The organism is Tenacibaculum sp. TC6, from assembly GCF_050606265.1.
Taxonomy (GTDB): domain Bacteria; phylum Bacteroidota; class Bacteroidia; order Flavobacteriales; family Flavobacteriaceae; genus Polaribacter.
This window is the reverse complement of record NZ_JBOCUK010000003.1, coordinates 122676-139175: the sequence shown is the minus strand read 5'-3', so window position 1 is coordinate 139175 and position 16500 is coordinate 122676. Positions and strand designations below refer to the sequence as shown.

The following is a 16500-nucleotide window of genomic DNA, read 5'->3' as shown; positions in this document are numbered from 1 at the left end:
CCATACTTTAAGTATCGTTTTTAGATTAAACACCCACATATAAACTTAATTTATTTTTTATGAAAACTAAAGTTAAAAGCTTATTTTTCTTAGCGGCCTTAGGTAGTTTTACACTCACCGCTCAGACACAAAGCAATGAATTACCCGGAGACACTTCTCTTCCTTCTTCAAAAGAAGAATTAGTTAAAATTGCTCATTTTGATGCCGGAAAATACTCCTATAAGGTAGAAGATTACTTTGCAAAACCTAAAACTAGTTCTTTTCAATTTTCTCCTAATGGAAAATACTTTTCTTATAGAGAAAAAGATGCCAATGGAAAAAGACATGTATATGTTAAAGATACAGAAACCAATGAGGTAAAAAAAGCAATTGAAGAAGATGATGAATTAATTAGTGGTTACGGATGGGCTAATAACAACCGCTTGATTTATGTAAAAGACCAAGGAGGAAATGAAAACTTTCAACTATTTGCTGCTAATCTTGATGGTTCAAACAACAAAGCCTTAACTCCTTTTAAAGATGTGAATGTGGGGTTACTTAATGGTTTAAGAGAACAACCTGACTATATGATTATTCAAATGAATAAAGAAAATAAACAGGTATTTGAACCTTATAAAATAAACATTAATACCGGAGAACTAGAAAAACTTTATGAGAATAAAGATAAGACGGAAACTTAAGAGGATATCTTAAACGTGTAGATGGTACTCAATTACAACTGTATTATAGAACCTCTCAACAAAGTCCTTTTGAAGTAATTATGACAACAGATTGGAAAGATAGTTTTAATATTATTAGTTTTGATTATGCTACTTCTAATCCGCACGATGTTTTTGTTTCTACTAACATAGGAAGTAACACTAATAGAATTATAAAATATGACCTTCAAAAGAAACAAATTTTACAAGAAATTTATCAAAATGACACTTTTGATGTTGGAGGTTTAAGTATATCTAGAAAAAGAGGTTATGAGATAGATTTTTATGCTTATGAAGGTGAAAAAAGTGTAATTATTCCTGTAAGTGATACTTATAAAAAACTTCATGAGAAGTTAAAAAAACAGTTTACCGGTAAAGAGTTTGGAATTTCTGACACTACAGATGATGAAGATAAACTTCTGATTTCTGTTGGTAGTGATAAACTATTTGGTGAATATTATATTTATGATGTTGCCAAAGATGAGTTTAAAAAGCTACTTAACTTAATGCCTCAACTAAAGGAAAAGGATATGGCCGAAATGCGTCCGATAACGTATAAAACCAGAGATGGATTTACCATCAGAGGTTATATTACGTTACCTAAAGATGCTGCTGCAGGGAAAAAAGTTCCTTTAATCATCAATCCTCATGGCGGCCCTTACGGAATACGTGATTCTTGGGGATTTAATCCTGAAGCTCAGTTATTTGCCAGTAGAGGCTATGCTACTCTTCAAGTAAACTACAGAGGGTCTGGAGGATATGGAAAAGAATTATACTTGGCAGGTAGTAAACAAATTGGAAGAAAAATGTTGAATGATTTAGAAGATGCTGTAGCCTTTGTAATTCAACAAGGATGGGTTAACCCTAAAAAAGTTGCCATTTACGGAGCTAGTTATGGAGGTTTAGCAACTTTAGGAAGTTTAGTGAAAACTCCTGATTTATATACTTGTGGAGTAGATTATGTTGGGGTTTCAAACTTATTTACTTTTGTTGATTCTTTTCCGGCATATTGGAAACCTTTAATGAAACAATTTTATGAGCAATGGTATAATCCTGAAAAGCCGGAAGAAAAAGAAATTATGAAACAAGTTTCTCCGGCTTTAAATGTAGACAAAATAACTAAGCCTTTATTGGTTGTGCAAGGAGCTAACGACCCTAGAGTGAATATTAATGAGTCTGACCAAATTGTAAAAAGTATGAGAGCAAGAGAAATTAATGTTCCGTATATGGTAAAATACAATGAAGGACATGGGTTTGGCCATGAAGAAAACAAAATTGAACTTTATAAAACCATGTTAGGTTTTTTTGCCAAACATTTAAAATAGTTTAGTATAAATCAAAAAACCTCTGTATTTCTACAGAGGTTTTTGTTTTATATGTTGTATAGTTTATTAAATTTTTGCCATAAATTTATTTTGTAAGTATTCTACCAATTCTTTTGAATTGATATCTTCCGGCACTTCATTTCTAAGGAAAAAACGCATAATTTCCAATTGATCATCTTCCGGATTCTTTTCTATATGCTTACATACTCTATCTAATTGTACTTCATGAACAAAATTCCAAGTAATAGATACACTATCTGACATACAGGTAACATCATGAAACCATCCTGAAGGAAAGAATATAATTTCTCCCGGAGATAACACATCTTTATAATCTGGAGTTAAATTTTTAAAGTTTGGAAATTTAGCATGATCCGGGTTTTTCACATCTACAAACTCATTGTTTACCATTACATCTTTCTCTTTATTCGGACTGTATAAGTAAATTTCTTTTTTTCCGTAGAACTGACATAAAACAGCGTTACTCATAAATGGATCTTTATGTAATCTTGTTCTTGAGCCTCTTCCTGAAATAAATAGTCCTTTATAAGGATAGCTATATTCATTAATATTTCTTTCAACCGCTTCTTTATTACTTGGTATAACTAAAGAAGTAGATGGAATAAAATAAGGTTGATTCCATGATTTTTTTAAGGATTCAAATACTGAATCTGACCAATAAAATTCAACTTCTTTTAATTTTGTGTACCATCTGATGTATTGTTTTGCCGGCCCTTCAGATTCACTTCTAGAAAAATTAGCGTCAATATATTGCTCTAATGACTGTATAGTTTGTAAATCAAAAAGATCATTGTACACTTGTACTTTTTCATCTCCAAATTCTTTTTTAAGGTTTTCCGGAGTAAATCTTTCCAAATCCCACTTCTCCATTCCGTCAGTTACGATCACCGGTTGATTTCCTTTTATGTACTTTTCAATAAAGATTTCTTCTGATATGTTTTTTACTCTTGTAACTTCCATTTTTCTATTAATTTGGTTTATTTTTTGATTTATTTAACTAACATAATTTAAGTAGGATTTATACAATGGAAAAATAACTTTTTCCGGTACTCCTAATCGTAATCCAGCATATATTAGCGCATTGTAGTATACATTTTTTAAAGGCGCCCCTTTCCATAAAGTGCCTACTCCTTTTGCTGCGCTTTTTGGTGTGTGCCAATCGATATTAAATGAAATTGATTGACTTAAACCGTGTACCTGATGTAACATTCCTCCAGGCATGTATAAAATATCTCCGGCTTCTAATAAAGCTTCTGTTATTTTAATATGTTTTGCTTCCGGAAATTTCTCATAATCCGGATTTTGAGGATCAAAATTTGCCCATCTCCAACCTCTTATGTAGCAGTTTTTTTTGTCTTTTGCTTCAATTAAAATAAACTTTTTTCTTCCTGCTACTTGAAAGAACAGATTATTGGTTAATAAGGTATCAAAATGTAACGGTGTTAAACTACCTGTTGACCCCATAAAAAACTGAATGTAGTTTTGCCACTTATTTCTGTACCATTTAGGTAACAAGTCTCTAGGAAAAGGGTTAATATCAGCTAAATATTCAGGAAACATGTAAAAGAAAGGAATATCATGTAAATACCCTGGTTTTTCCGCTTCTAAGCCTAACTTTAAATTTTGTTCATACTCCTCTAAAAGCTCTACATATGTACTTAATGTCATTTGCTCTCGCTTTCCTTCGCTTACGTTTCCTACTTTTATAGATACTTTTTTTCCTGTTTCTTTTGATCTAAAATATTCTGTATCCCACTCTAAAGCTTTCCAATCAGAGGTCATTCCTCTAATAACTACCGGTTTGTTTTTCTTAACATATTCGGTATAAAAAGTCTTTCTGTCTATTTTATTTTCAATAGTTATATGCTCAAAAGATTTTAGTTTTTCTTGTGTTAGCAGATTCATTTTGTTTTAGTTTTAATTACACACCTATGTTTTTATAGTTTTTTTATATGTTATTTTGTAAAATATAATCTCCTTCTAAACTGGTTTTAGCTAAACAACTATGCAACAAACTCAGAACTTCCTGGAAATTACCTTTGTCAAAAATTAATGAGATAGAATTAAAAAATAATCTAACTCCTAATACTTCTATACCTTCTTCTTCAAGTAGCGCTTTAATTCGGTTTAGTTCATATTTTTTATCCATACTCTGACTTGTAATTGTTATTAATGCAATGTTTCTTTTTTCAAGAATTACATTGTTTTTCATTTCTGCATAATCAACATCTGTAAGGTGTTTATTTTCAAGGGTAAAAAATCGTATGCATTCATCTGCAACAACGTAGTAAGTTCTATTGTCCTTGTTGTCCGTTTTTATTCGGAAAAACAAATAGTCTTTATCTATAATTTCTTTAATTACTTTTTTAGGTAAGTTCCAGTATTTTTCAAAACTTATAATACTACAAGATTGATGTAACGACAATGCTTTTTGAGAAGATAAATGTGTATTAATCACTTGTGTACCCACAAAATCATGATTAAATGTATTTCTGATTAAAAAAGGAATATTATGTTTTGATAACTGCCCTATAGATTCTGGGTGTACTAAAACGTTAGAACCGAATTTTGACAAGTTTTTTAATTCATCAAATGTAATATTTGTTAAAGAGGATGCTCCGGAAACTTTGTTAGGATCTGCTGTCATAATCCCATTAACATCTGTCCATTTCGTAACACTTTTAGCTCCTAAAACAGTTCCGAAAATAGTGGCTGTATAATCTGAACCTCCTCTTCCTAAAGTGGTCGTTTCTCCATCTATGGTTGAACCTATAAAACCTGTTATGACATAATTAGACGGGTTTTCAGAAAAGAATGTTATAATTCTTTCTGATGTTTCTTCCCAATTTACTCTGGCATTCTTAAAATTATCGTCAGTTACAATAAGGTTTCTTGAATCTTTAAATAAAAATGAAAAATTATTCTTTTGTAAGAAAGAAGTAACTATTTGTGCAGAAAATAACTCACCATAACTTACAATTTTATCGTAGTCTTTTGAGCCAACGTATTGTTGTTCTAGCAATTTATTTACGTCTTTTTCTAACTCAACTTCTAAGTTTTCAAGTATCTTAATTAACTCAATATTTTCTTCATCAAAAAGAAAAGTTACAAAATCTCTGTGTCTATTAACTATTTTTGTTAGAATTTCTCTGTAATCATTATCTTGTTTAGATAGATGCTCTAAAAGTTCTAACAAATCATTAGTTATCCCTTTTAAGGCAGATACAACAATAAGTAAAGGTTCCGTTTCTACATTGTAGCTTTCAATAATACGTAACATGTTTTGAAGAGAAACCTTAGAGCTCACTGAGGTCCCTCCAAATTTTAAAACATTCATAATAAGTTTATTTAGTAAGGTTAGCTTTAATTTTTACGTACCATTTTTTTATAAAAAAGTTGGAACGTTTTATAAATTAATTTTTATTCAAGTTTTTAACAAGACGATTGTTTTATGGGGAATTCTATCGTAAATGAATCAAGTAAATGATTGTTTTTTTATGCTTTTTGTAATAGTTTAGATACAAGTTCTTCTACTGTAACTTTGTTCATAACAATTTCTATTTTTTCTTCATCAGCAACCAAATGGCACTTATAATTATTATCAATTAACAATGAATGGTAGTACCAATTTTTTTCATTAACAGCTATTTTATCTTCCAAAATTTCAATTTCTTGAAGAGGGATATTAAGTCCTCTCCCGTCAGCTTTTACAACGGCTTCTTTTAGTGTCCATAAAGTATAAAAGTCTGATTTTGGTGTAGCTGAATTGTATATTTTCTTTTTTTCAGAAGCTGTTAATACCAAATCAAAGTCTTCTATTCTAGTTCTGTTATCAATTTGTTCTACATCAATACCCAACTGAGTATTTGAAATACAATAAGCACAAACAACATATTCTCCCGAATGTGAAACATTAAAAGATAAAGTATCGTTTACATACGGTTTATTAAACTCGGTATACTGAACATCTTCTAAGTCTTTATTGGTAGTTGTTTGCAGAATATTTTTTGTTAGGAGTTTCCCCAAAACATAAGCTTGCTTATCTTTCCAAAAACGAAATTTATTAGCTTTGTACAGGTAGTTTTCAGGAAGAAGCTTATTTATTTCTTGCCATAACGAATTTGATAAATCGCTATTATTTAGCACACTTATAACCCTTACGGTTAAACTCATAGATCCTTATTGTTTTTTTTCTATTAATACAGAGTTTTAATTACGTTTTTATCTAACACTTGTTTAATTGTGTCATTTTTTATTTCCATAATATAGGGAACAGACTTTGTAATTTTTTTTAACTCATCTCTCTCTATTTTTTCAATAGAAAAATTAATAGGTATTTCTTTCATAAGCTCTTTCATTTCCAACTCTTTACCAGCTATAGTTACACCTAAAACATTTTTATTTTCCATAACCATTTTATTTACATATGGTATTGATTCTTTACAATGTTTACATGTTGGTGAGAATAAAAACCAGTACTGAGTACTTTTCATTTTATTACTTAATTTAAAGTCATAATCATAGATAGAATGTCCTATTTTTTTATAAATATATTCATCAGAATTAGACACGCTATTTTTTACCGTTTGGAAACTTAGCAAGATTACAATACCTATTGATAATAGGCGTTTAGGTATTTTATACTGAATATCTTTAATATGAAACTTTAATAAGCTAATTGATAATAAAAATAAAATGATATTTTTAATCAATATTACCCCTATTTTATCAGAGTTAAGAAAGTTAATACTTCCGAAACAATCACACTCTTTAATTCCAAGAAATACATAACCATAACTATACACTAAGGTTATTAGTAGTAAAAAAAGCACAGAAAACCAAGGTGTTATTCTTCTAAACATCCAAGTTGCAAAGCCAAATGCCAGAAAGTATTCAATAGTTAAAATACCATAAGGTAATAATGAAAAATAAAGAGGATATTGTTTTGTTTTTTCTATAAATGAGGTAAAATCTAATGTTTTTCCCGCTGCAGACAACAAGTATGTTAATGATAAAAGTATACTTATCAATATCCACACAAATTCTAGCTTTTCATTTTTATTCAAATTTTTAACTCTCTTTTTATATATTCCTCTTAAAAAACTCCCTAAAAGAATATAAAACACAATAGGAAATAAAAGCGGTTTAAATTTATTTAAATCAAATCCTGTAATAAATATACTTTTAATTGTTTGATAAAGGTTTTGCGGAAAACTAAATATAGCTTGTGAGTCTGTATAGAATATTCCTGCTAAAAAAAGAATTATAATAGAGCTACTTATAAAGGCATACATAGCCAACAGTATATTCCTTTTTGTAAATAAAAATGTGCTTTTTCCAAAAACACTATTAAATAACTCTATTAATTTATTTGTTGAATTTCCTCTTAAATTACTTATCCCAGTTATATCTGATAACACCCAATAACCATCTGTTCTAAAAAATGGGTTTAGATTAAATGCAACACTCATAATCCCAAGAATATACATTAATGCTAAAAATTCTATTTTAGGGTAAATAAAATACATCACTCCAAAAAAGGCAGCAACAAGTATTTGCATAAATAGTCCTCCTAAGTTAACTATTATTCTTTCAGATCTTTTTAATCTCCAAACATCCGAAACATCAGCAAACATCACCGGGGTTAATAAATAAAAACCAAAACCAATATCTCCATGATTTCCACCATATCTTTTACAGGCTGCTGCATGTCCAAATTCATGCATAAAAATTGTTATTGCCAATACTCCTCCTACAAAAAGAGGGTTTATTGAACTTAAATTAGCATATATTTCTGTAATAAAGTAATTATAATTATCAATCCCAACTAATATTACAAATAGAAAAGTAATTACAAGAAGAGGATAAAATATTTTATATGAGAATAATGGCGCAATAAAATTAGCTATAGGTGCTACCTTATTCTTACTCAGAAGTGTAAAACCAAGCTTTAAATAATCCGGGCGATCAATAACTTTATACTCATGTGTATCATTTTCTACTATATGATACTTACCTAAAGTTTGGTATAATATTTCATGAATCTTTTCAGGTGTAATTTCTTTTTTAAAGATACTATTAAAATTTTCTGAAAGTTCTCTAATTGTTTGTTTCCCATCAATTAAGTTAAGAAGATTTATTACTAACTCATTAACTCTTATATGATAATTTAACTTTTTTTGAATAATTAAATGCCCTTCTCCATCATAAGGTAAAATTTCAATATCTGGGGATTTAACTGGTATTTTTTGTAGTAAGTCTATCATTCTTCTATTATTCTATTTAAAAGAGCTATTTTATACATTTAGCATAAGCTCTTAAACCTGATATGCATGCTGACGTAGTAAATAATCTATGAAAGTCCTTAACAATAATATTAGTTCCTTTATCTGTCACACTCCATTTTATTTCAGGATGTCCGGCATTTATTATCGACGGATACGGTATTCTCATTGCCTCCGATTCTTTCCATGACCCATCTTCAAATTGATTTTTGAGTAAAAGATTACTTATTTCTTCTCTTAACATTTCATATTTTTTCAACTCATTACTAATACTTAACACTTCTAAAAGTAATCCTAAATAAAAGTAATTATTAGTTTCTTTAATTTTAATATATTCTTCTTCTATAAAACTCCAGATATGTGGTAAAACCAGAGACAACAACTTTTTATCTTGCTCTATAATTGCTCCTTTATACACTAAATTAAAGGCATACATATTTGAAGTCCACCAATATGAATGTATGTTCTCTTTCTTTTCTAATTCTTTACTAAGGTAGTTTTTTAATTTTTGAAAAGATTTATTGTTTATACCTTGTTCACATAAAAATAGGTATGCAGCAGCGCTCACGCAAAAATGAGATTGCATCCAACCTTTTACATCAACAATAGTTTCTGAATTAAGAGATATTATGACTTCTTCATCATTTTTATACGTACTAAATCCACCATCATCATTTTGAAAATTACACCAAAGCTCTAATGTTTCTTTACTTATTTTTTTTTTATGTTTTGTTAATGCTCTCATTACAAATGTAGATGAGTCTGCATCAGGTATCCATTTAGTGTTATAACCCCATAACCCAGTTTCCTTTTCTTGGCTTTTTAAAAAAGATATTGCTTTTATTTCGTTTAAAAAATCTATGTCTTCAATATCCCAATAATCTTGAGATAAGACAAACCCTGTTGTCCAAACATCACTAATTCCTGCATCATTAAAATAGTCTTGCCAACATTTTTTTCTTTCATCATATTCTTTTTTAATAAATATTTTTCCTTTTTCAGAAGCCTTTTTAATTGTTTCAGATGTCTCTAATAATACATTAGATAATTGATTTTTTATATAAAAGACATCTATAAATCCCTTAACGTTTAATTGATTTTTTACAATAGCATTATGAAGTTTTTGTATTTCAAACTTCCACTCATATAAGTCATAACCTTCAACATATTCTTTTGCCTTTTTTAAATAAGTAAGCGCTTTTTCATACAATTCATTTATTATTCCTTCTAGGTATAATATTTTTTTTAATTCACCTATAGATTTTTGTTTAACTTCTTCTTTTCCAAGTTTTTTTTCCAATTCAAATAAAGCTATATTAAATTGCTCATTTTCTATATCTTCTTGAAAATCGGTTATATCATCTGTTATTTGAAAAGCTGTATAAAAGAACTTATGTGAACTTAATAAATTTGAATATTCTACTAAATCATTAGTTTCTGAAATATGATACAAAGCATCAATAGCTACTTTACCAAATGCACATTTATAATCAGCTAACTCCTCGTAATCTTCATATGAAATTATTTTGTGAGGGTTTTTATCTATTTCATAGGCTTTTACATATTGAAATTTTCTTCCATTCCAAGAGCTCCAAAATTGATGTTCAAGAGAAAACAAACTTGACAACAACTTAATAGCTTCTTCTTTACATATATCTGAAATTAAAAAACCTAAAAAGTTTTTTTCTTTTGACTTGTCATCAAACATTTCATCAATTACCATTACAGCTTTATAATAAAGAAAACCTGCTAGTGTTAATGTATTTAATATCTCTACATTTGTTACCTTAAATACAGTGTTAAAAAGGTGTGGGTAATAGGTATAATATGAAGGATTTTCTTTTATAAACTTCTCATCTGTTATTAGCCCTTTTATATTATCAGGCATTTTATTTTTACTAATAAAATATTTCAATTGATCTAAAAATTGTTTTTTTAAATCTTGAGATTTTTGAGGTTTTTCTATAGTATATATCATTTTATAGTAAAAGTGGATAGATGGTTATTAATTAATATTATAGCAAGCAATTATTCAAAAATATGAGGGTAAAAAAAGGTCTATTCCTCCAATGTTTTCTGAAAGAATAGACCTATAATTAAATTAGAAGTCGCAATTTACGTTGTTTGGTAAATATTGACATTCCCATGATTGCATTTCTAAACGTTGCTCTAATTGCTCTACTTGAAATTCGTTAGTTTGATTAAAATTTTTCATTATTAAATTATTTTAAAATTGTACCTACTCTATTTAGGATTTTCGGCTTTCTCCTTTTTAACAACAGAATATTTAAACAGTTTTTCATTTCGAATAAAAGGTATACTATCTATTTACTCTGTACATTAACTTTTAATGTTAATTGATTTTTAGAAATCGCAGTTTACGTTGTTTGGTAAATACTGACATTCCCATGATTGCATTTCTAAACGTTGCTCTAATTGTTCAACTTGAAATTCATTAGTTTGATTAAAATTTTTCATTATTAAATTATTTTTAAATTATACCTACTCTATTTAGGATTTTCGGCTTCCTCCTATATTTTTAACATTAGAAATCCTTGCATACATTAAATATGTATACAAAACATTAATAAAATTTATCTTTAAAAAAGTTATTGATTTAAGCTAATCTTGGTTAGCCAAGCAAATGAGTTTCGCTATAAAATAAAGGCTTTAATTTAAATAATTTGTTTTAGGATTGTTAAATGTATATTACCTACTAAAAAATTATTTATACTGCGTTAATCTATCTGATTCCTGTTCTATACTTGATTCTCTATCTTTTCTACTTTTAGTATATCCTCCACTAAGCTTATATGTAAAAGCTAACTTTATAGTTTTGGTTTGCCATGTATTATCTATGCTAACATCTGTGTTTGGGAAAGCACTTTTTCCTACAAATTTATTCCAACCAAAAACATCATTTCCACTTAATCTAATTTTTCCTCTTCCTCCCCACAAGCTTTTTCCTATTGCTAAGGCCAACTTTCCATATGGCTCTTGAATAAATGTATCAGTTAAACTTTTTGAAGTATACCATGCTCCAAGTTCAAATTTCCATGTTCCTCCTAGTTTATACTGGTTTAACATAAAACCTGTAAATGTTCCTGTTTTTATATCAAAATTATTTCCGTTAACCATTCCTTCTAATTTATTTTGACTATAATTGAGGTTAAGAGAAGTGGTCCATCTTTCCGTAATAGGTAAACCCGCATTTAAACTTACTCCGTAAACAGTTAAATCATTTAAATTATCTTTTTTGATATACGTTTCATTCTGAGCAGTATTTTGAAATATCACGTCTGTAATAATGTCTTCAGTTTTATTATAATAACCTGTAAGCGTAATTGCTCCTCCAAATGTTGAATATGAAAGTTCATAATTATTACTAAATTGAGGATTCAATGCTGGATTCCCTTCTTCAAAAGTATACTTATCATAAAAATATCTAAAAGGGTTTAAATCTCTATAATCAGGTCTTTGAATTCTTCTACCATATGAAATTCCTACTTGCGACTCTTCATCTAAATCATAAGTTAAAAATACTGATGGTAAAACTTTAGTGTACTTATTTTCAAATTTAGTATTTTGAGTAATTTGATTTCCTTCAACTTTTGTTTGTTCTACTCTAACTCCTGCCTGCATTGTTAAACTACCAAAACTTTGTGTATAATTAAGGTAAGCTGCATTAACATTTTCATCATATTTGAAATGATTACTTAAATTAATATTTTCTACTAACTGGCTACCTACTTTTTCGTAGTATTTAGCATTATTGTCTGTTTTCACAAAACTTGTTTTTGCTCCAACTTCTACCTTACTTTCATCAGATATAGGATGTGTATAGTCAATTTTAGCAGTATAAATATTAATTAATTGTGGTAAATTATTTAATAAAATTTCTGATGAAGTAAGATTTCCTGAATTATCATAAAGATTGTTTTCAAAATTTTGATCAATCGTTGATTTATATCTTAAGTAATCTAAATCAAGGGATATTGTTTTGCCTGTTGAATCATCAAACTTATGTATTGCATGTACGTTTGCTTGAATATTTGTATAATCAACATCTGATTTTGCCGGGGCTATTAATGTTTGCGTTACTGTGTTGGCATTATCTTTAAGCTGAGTATTGTTTGTAGTAAAAGATTCTCCTTTTGTAAACTGTGAACCAATTAAAAAACCGATTGTTGTTTTAGGGTTAATGAAATAATCCAATCCTAATCTGCTGGTTAAAAAATTATTTTCTCTTTTTATAAAAGTATTTTGCGCAAAAATAGATTCTAAATTATTATTAATATCTCTAAAATTTCTATCTACTTTATAATCATCAAAATCATTCTTATCGGTAAAACTCACATTTCCAAAAATGTTAACACTTTTTGTATTTGCATTCCATCCTATACTATTAGCTATTTCAGCATAACGCCCTTGTTTATATGATGAAGCTATATCAATTTCCCATCCTTTTTGATAATTTCTATTCGTTACAATGTTAATAACACCAGCATTACCATCTGCATCATATTTAGCCGGAGGGTTAGTCATAACTTCAATTTTTGAAAACTGATTAGCAGGCATACTGTTTATATAATTTTCAAGATCGGTTCCTTTTAAATAAGATCTTCTTCCATCAATTAAAACAATAACCCCAGTTTTTCCTCGAAGAGTAACTGCTCCATTATTTCCTACATTAACTCCTGGTGAAATTTTTAATACATCAGATAGATTTCCTCCATCAGCAGTCATTGTGGCTCCTACATCAAGAACAATTCTATCTATCTTCTTTTGTACTAGTTTTCTTCTACTATTTACAACAACCTCTTCCAAAACCATACTTGATTGTAACTGAATTACAGGAACTTCTTTTAAAGGTGTATCTAATTTAATATTTGTATACACTTCTTTAAAACCTACATAACTTGTATGCATATAATATTCTCCAAACCTCACTCCTTCAAAAGATACGGTTCCGTCTGTTTCAGACATTACTATTTTTACAATTGTTGAATCTTGTGCCTTGTATAATACATTTGTTGCAAACTCAACCCCTTGTTTTGTATCATCAATAATTTTAGTTGTTATATTTCCATACTTCTGTTGTCCAAAAGAAACTGTTGTAAGAAATAAAAAAGCTAGCAATTCTAAAAATCTTTTTTGATACCCTTTTACTTTCCCTTTTTCAAAAAAAGGTGTTTTTTTTGAAATTCGTACAGGAGTGTTACATACTCCTTTTATAAAATTAAAATCCATATTTATTCCATTAAACCTGCTTAGTAAAAACAGATAGATTTTATACTTGTTTGTTTTTTGTTTGTTTTTTAGATAGTTACTTCTTTTTTTCTTTTAAGAAGCTCTGTATTAATAATATCAGCTATTACCGATTTATGGTCAAGAATAAAGAAATGTCCTCCGGATAAAAAATGATATGAAAATGAAGCGCTTGTTTCATCTTTCCAATCTATAATATCATCTTCTTTTATATTTTCATCTGACCCACATATACTTATAACAGGCACGTTATATTTTTCATTTTCCTCATAAATTTTAGTCTCAATAGCCTTTATATCAGACCTTAATACCGGTAATATAAAATCTAAAAGATCTTGGCTTTTTACTACCTCATCAGGCATGCCACCTAAATTTAAAATTTCTTGTTGAAAAGCAGCTTTGCTTAGTTGATGTATTTTTGTTTTTAATCCTCTTTTTTTAGGAGAAGAACATCCTGTTGCCAGAAAACATACCGGAAGTTTATTATTATTATTCTTTAATTTATGAATTAATAAATTTCCTAGCATTGCTCCCATAGAGTGACCAAAAATCATATAATTATCATTTAAATCATCTTGAATTTGATTATATAAATCAATTACTAACTGATCTAAATTATCTATTAAAGGCTCTCCTATTCTAGAACCTCTTCCAGGAAGTTCTAAAGTAATCATTTCGATATCTTTGTCTAAATATGGAGCTAAATCTCGATAAGAATATTTATTACCTCCTGCATATGTTAAACATATTAATTTCATAGAATGTAAATAGTTTTAAAAATTCCAGAAATAATTTTTTCTGTTCTTTTGTGAAATATTTTTTAATTCCCATTTACCATCTTTCCTTTTAAGTTTAATTTTTGTTTTTATTTCTCCACAAAAAAATATAAACTCTGCTCTACCTGACCATTCTCCGTATGATGCTTTTCCTAATTCAAGATATGGATGCCCAGATTTAATTAGGTTAGAAGTTTCTTTATTGTCTATTATTGACACCTTTTCACCAAACATTGTAACTTTTACTTCCGGACTTATTCTGTTTCCTGTAACCAATATAATTGGTAAAAACTCTTTGCCTTTTGCTTCTTCTTTAAATACCTTTTGCAACTGCTCTAAATTCAAAGCATACTGAAGTGGTTTTGTTATTTCTTGAGATACGACTGTGGTGTTCATTGCTAATAAAATTACTATGGTTTTTAAAATTTTAATCATCTTTTTATTTTTTTAATTTGGCATTATTTCTTGAAGAGGTGTTATTTTTTGAAGATCTTGTTTGTCTTCTATTATTCTACCATAATTAAACTTCACTAATCTTCCTGCTTCATTGAAATATGCATCATCATGTGTTACAGCTATTACGGTTTTCCCTTTTTCTCTTAAATTTGGAATAATTTCTTTATAAAAATAGGCTCTAAATTCAGGGTCTTGTTCAGCCGCCCATTCATCAAGAATTAAAACATCCTTGTTTTCCATTAAACTATAAATGAAAGCAACTCTCTTTTGTTGTCCTTTGGATAATGTTGTTTTTACTTTTCCTTTCTCTTTATCAATTTCATATACCTCATCCATTTTCATTTCATTAACCAATTCATCTAATTCTGTTGATCTAACGATATAATCAAAATTGTTATAATTTTCTGAGAATAGATAGTTGTCTGTGAAAATACAAGAGATCTGATCACGATAATAACTATACTTATCCAACTCTATTTTAGTTCCATTCAGGTATATATTTCCAGAAGATGGTTTATACAAACCTGCTAAAAGCATAATAAAAGTACTTTTCCCACTTCCATTTCCTCCAGTAATAAAAATACTTTCTCCTTTAGTTATAGTAAGGTTTAAAGGTTTTAACCTAAATACTTCTTCTTTTTGTTCATTGAAGTACTCAAAAGTTACATTTTCAAAACGAATAGATTCAAATGAAGTATTAAAATCTGTCATATTTCCATGTGTTAAAACTTCTCCTTCTACTACTCCTAAAATTTTATTAAAATGATGTAATCTTTGAACTGCCACTTTCATTTTAGTAAATTCCTGAATAGCTCCAACCACACTACTTACAGGTCCTAACAAGTATAAAATGGTTACTACAAAGTTGGTTCTTACATCTGCTGAGATTACTATTACAGCTGGTAAGGCAAATAAAATAATCCCAATCATTAAGTAACCAGCATAATTCCCCATTAAATCATTGACTAAATATTTAGTAACTGTTTTAATGGTCAAGTCTTTTACTTTATTTCTATTCTTCTTTAAATACTCATTATAAATTACATCGCTTCTATGTGTACTCATCTTTATTTCACGAAATCCTCGTAAAAAATCATTTACATTTTCTTGGTATACATTTGCTAAATCTCTTGCCTTATTAATATCTTTTTCAATACTAATATTTCTTATATAATACACTATTGCCAAGGCTAGTAATGTACCTGACACAATTAAAGCCCCAATTGCATGTGTTACAAACAGATAAACAACCCCTATTGCTACCATTATTCCTGCATTGAAAGCTTCAATAAAACTTTGAGGAAATTTTTGAAGTGTGGTAACATCAGTCATTGCTGTTCTTACTTTATCTTCCCCTAATTCTTGAAATTCTTTATAATCAGTAAATCTAAGTTTATTAAAAATAGATAAGTTTAATTCGTTACCTAGCTCATAAGTTAACTTAATCATGTAAGCTTGAAAGTATCGAGCAACAACAAATGATACTACGATTAACGCTGAAAAAATTGCCCAATCATATTCTTCATTAACAAAAGGTAGTTTTTCTCCTGTTACTTTATTATTTATAAATAATAGCAATGCTGATGCCCAAACGGCATTAATAATACCCAGCAATGCCAGATTAAAATAAAAGAACTTTGATTTTTTTTGTAATAGTTTAAATAATCCCATT

The 16500-nt window shown here is 28.5% G+C and carries 11 protein-coding genes and 1 pseudogene; 2 read left to right on the top strand and 10 right to left on the bottom strand.

The genetic code is table 11. The features are described from left to right. The first annotated feature begins 59 nt into the window (after positions 1 to 59). A complete protein-coding gene (locus tag ACQY1Q_RS02930; RefSeq protein ID WP_431003791.1) occupies positions 60 to 680 on the top strand; it encodes a hypothetical protein in 621 nt (206 codons plus the stop codon). Between the two features lie 437 nt (positions 681 to 1117). Next, positions 1118 to 2023: pseudogene (locus ACQY1Q_RS02925) on the top strand (alpha/beta hydrolase family protein); the annotation flags it as partial. A gap of 66 nt (positions 2024 to 2089) precedes the next feature. Here ACQY1Q_RS02925 and ACQY1Q_RS02920 read toward each other — a convergent pair. The 10 genes from ACQY1Q_RS02920 to ACQY1Q_RS02875 form a co-directional block, all read right to left on the bottom strand. Further along, on the bottom strand, positions 2090 to 3004 hold the full coding sequence (locus tag ACQY1Q_RS02920) for a cupin-like domain-containing protein (protein ID WP_431003790.1): 915 nt from the start codon (positions 3002 to 3004) through the stop codon (positions 2090 to 2092). A 33-nt stretch (positions 3005 to 3037) separates the two neighbouring features. Continuing rightward, on the bottom strand, positions 3038 to 3949 hold the full coding sequence (locus ACQY1Q_RS02915; RefSeq protein ID WP_431003789.1) for a cupin-like domain-containing protein: 912 nt from the start codon (positions 3947 to 3949) through the stop codon (positions 3038 to 3040). Between the two features lie 43 nt (positions 3950 to 3992). After that, a complete protein-coding gene (locus tag ACQY1Q_RS02910; protein ID WP_431003788.1) occupies positions 3993 to 5381 on the bottom strand; it encodes an aspartate kinase in 1389 nt (462 codons plus the stop codon). A gap of 158 nt (positions 5382 to 5539) precedes the next feature. After that, on the bottom strand, positions 5540 to 6217 hold the full coding sequence (locus ACQY1Q_RS02905) for a 4'-phosphopantetheinyl transferase family protein (protein WP_431003787.1): 678 nt from the start codon (positions 6215 to 6217) through the stop codon (positions 5540 to 5542). Positions 6218 to 6240: 23 nt separating this feature from the next. Next, on the bottom strand, positions 6241 to 8310 hold the full coding sequence (locus ACQY1Q_RS02900) for a M50 family metallopeptidase (RefSeq protein WP_431003786.1): 2070 nt from the start codon (positions 8308 to 8310) through the stop codon (positions 6241 to 6243). 25 nt (positions 8311 to 8335) lie between these two features. Beyond that, positions 8336 to 10306 carry a hypothetical protein gene (locus tag ACQY1Q_RS02895; RefSeq protein ID WP_431003785.1) on the bottom strand — a complete coding sequence of 657 codons (1971 nt, stop codon included), beginning with the start codon at positions 10304 to 10306 and terminating at the stop codon, positions 8336 to 8338. A gap of 746 nt (positions 10307 to 11052) precedes the next feature. Further along, positions 11053 to 13578: a TonB-dependent receptor domain-containing protein gene (locus tag ACQY1Q_RS02890; protein ID WP_431003784.1), complete on the bottom strand. Its 2526-nt coding sequence runs from the start codon at positions 13576 to 13578 to the stop codon at positions 11053 to 11055. A gap of 68 nt (positions 13579 to 13646) precedes the next feature. Next, a complete protein-coding gene (locus ACQY1Q_RS02885; protein ID WP_431003783.1) occupies positions 13647 to 14354 on the bottom strand; it encodes a thioesterase II family protein in 708 nt (235 codons plus the stop codon). Between the two features lie 15 nt (positions 14355 to 14369). After that, a complete protein-coding gene (locus ACQY1Q_RS02880; RefSeq protein ID WP_431003782.1) occupies positions 14370 to 14807 on the bottom strand; it encodes a hypothetical protein in 438 nt (145 codons plus the stop codon). Between the two features lie 12 nt (positions 14808 to 14819). Continuing rightward, a complete protein-coding gene (locus ACQY1Q_RS02875; protein WP_431003781.1) occupies positions 14820 to 16499 on the bottom strand; it encodes a cyclic peptide export ABC transporter in 1680 nt (559 codons plus the stop codon). Position 16500: the final 1 nt, after the last annotated feature.

What these genes read in the sequence shown, in the direction of transcription:
- ACQY1Q_RS02930 (WP_431003791.1), top strand. Translation starts at nt 60, where the DNA reads ATGAAAACTAAAGTTAAAAGCTTATTTTTCTTAGCGGCCTTAGGTAGT.
- ACQY1Q_RS02920 (WP_431003790.1), bottom strand. Translation starts at nt 3,004, where the DNA reads ATGGAAGTTACAAGAGTAAAAAACATATCAGAAGAAATCTTTATTGAA.
- ACQY1Q_RS02915 (WP_431003789.1), bottom strand. Translation starts at nt 3,949, where the DNA reads ATGAATCTGCTAACACAAGAAAAACTAAAATCTTTTGAGCATATAACT.
- ACQY1Q_RS02910 (WP_431003788.1), bottom strand. Translation starts at nt 5,381, where the DNA reads ATGAATGTTTTAAAATTTGGAGGGACCTCAGTGAGCTCTAAGGTTTCT.
- ACQY1Q_RS02905 (WP_431003787.1), bottom strand. Translation starts at nt 6,217, where the DNA reads ATGAGTTTAACCGTAAGGGTTATAAGTGTGCTAAATAATAGCGATTTA.
- ACQY1Q_RS02900 (WP_431003786.1), bottom strand. Translation starts at nt 8,310, where the DNA reads ATGATAGACTTACTACAAAAAATACCAGTTAAATCCCCAGATATTGAA.
- ACQY1Q_RS02895 (WP_431003785.1), bottom strand. Translation starts at nt 10,306, where the DNA reads ATGATATATACTATAGAAAAACCTCAAAAATCTCAAGATTTAAAAAAA.
- ACQY1Q_RS02890 (WP_431003784.1), bottom strand. Translation starts at nt 13,578, where the DNA reads ATGGATTTTAATTTTATAAAAGGAGTATGTAACACTCCTGTACGAATT.
- ACQY1Q_RS02885 (WP_431003783.1), bottom strand. Translation starts at nt 14,354, where the DNA reads ATGAAATTAATATGTTTAACATATGCAGGAGGTAATAAATATTCTTAT.
- ACQY1Q_RS02880 (WP_431003782.1), bottom strand. Translation starts at nt 14,807, where the DNA reads ATGATTAAAATTTTAAAAACCATAGTAATTTTATTAGCAATGAACACC.
- ACQY1Q_RS02875 (WP_431003781.1), bottom strand. Translation starts at nt 16,499, where the DNA reads ATGGGATTATTTAAACTATTACAAAAAAAATCAAAGTTCTTTTATTTT.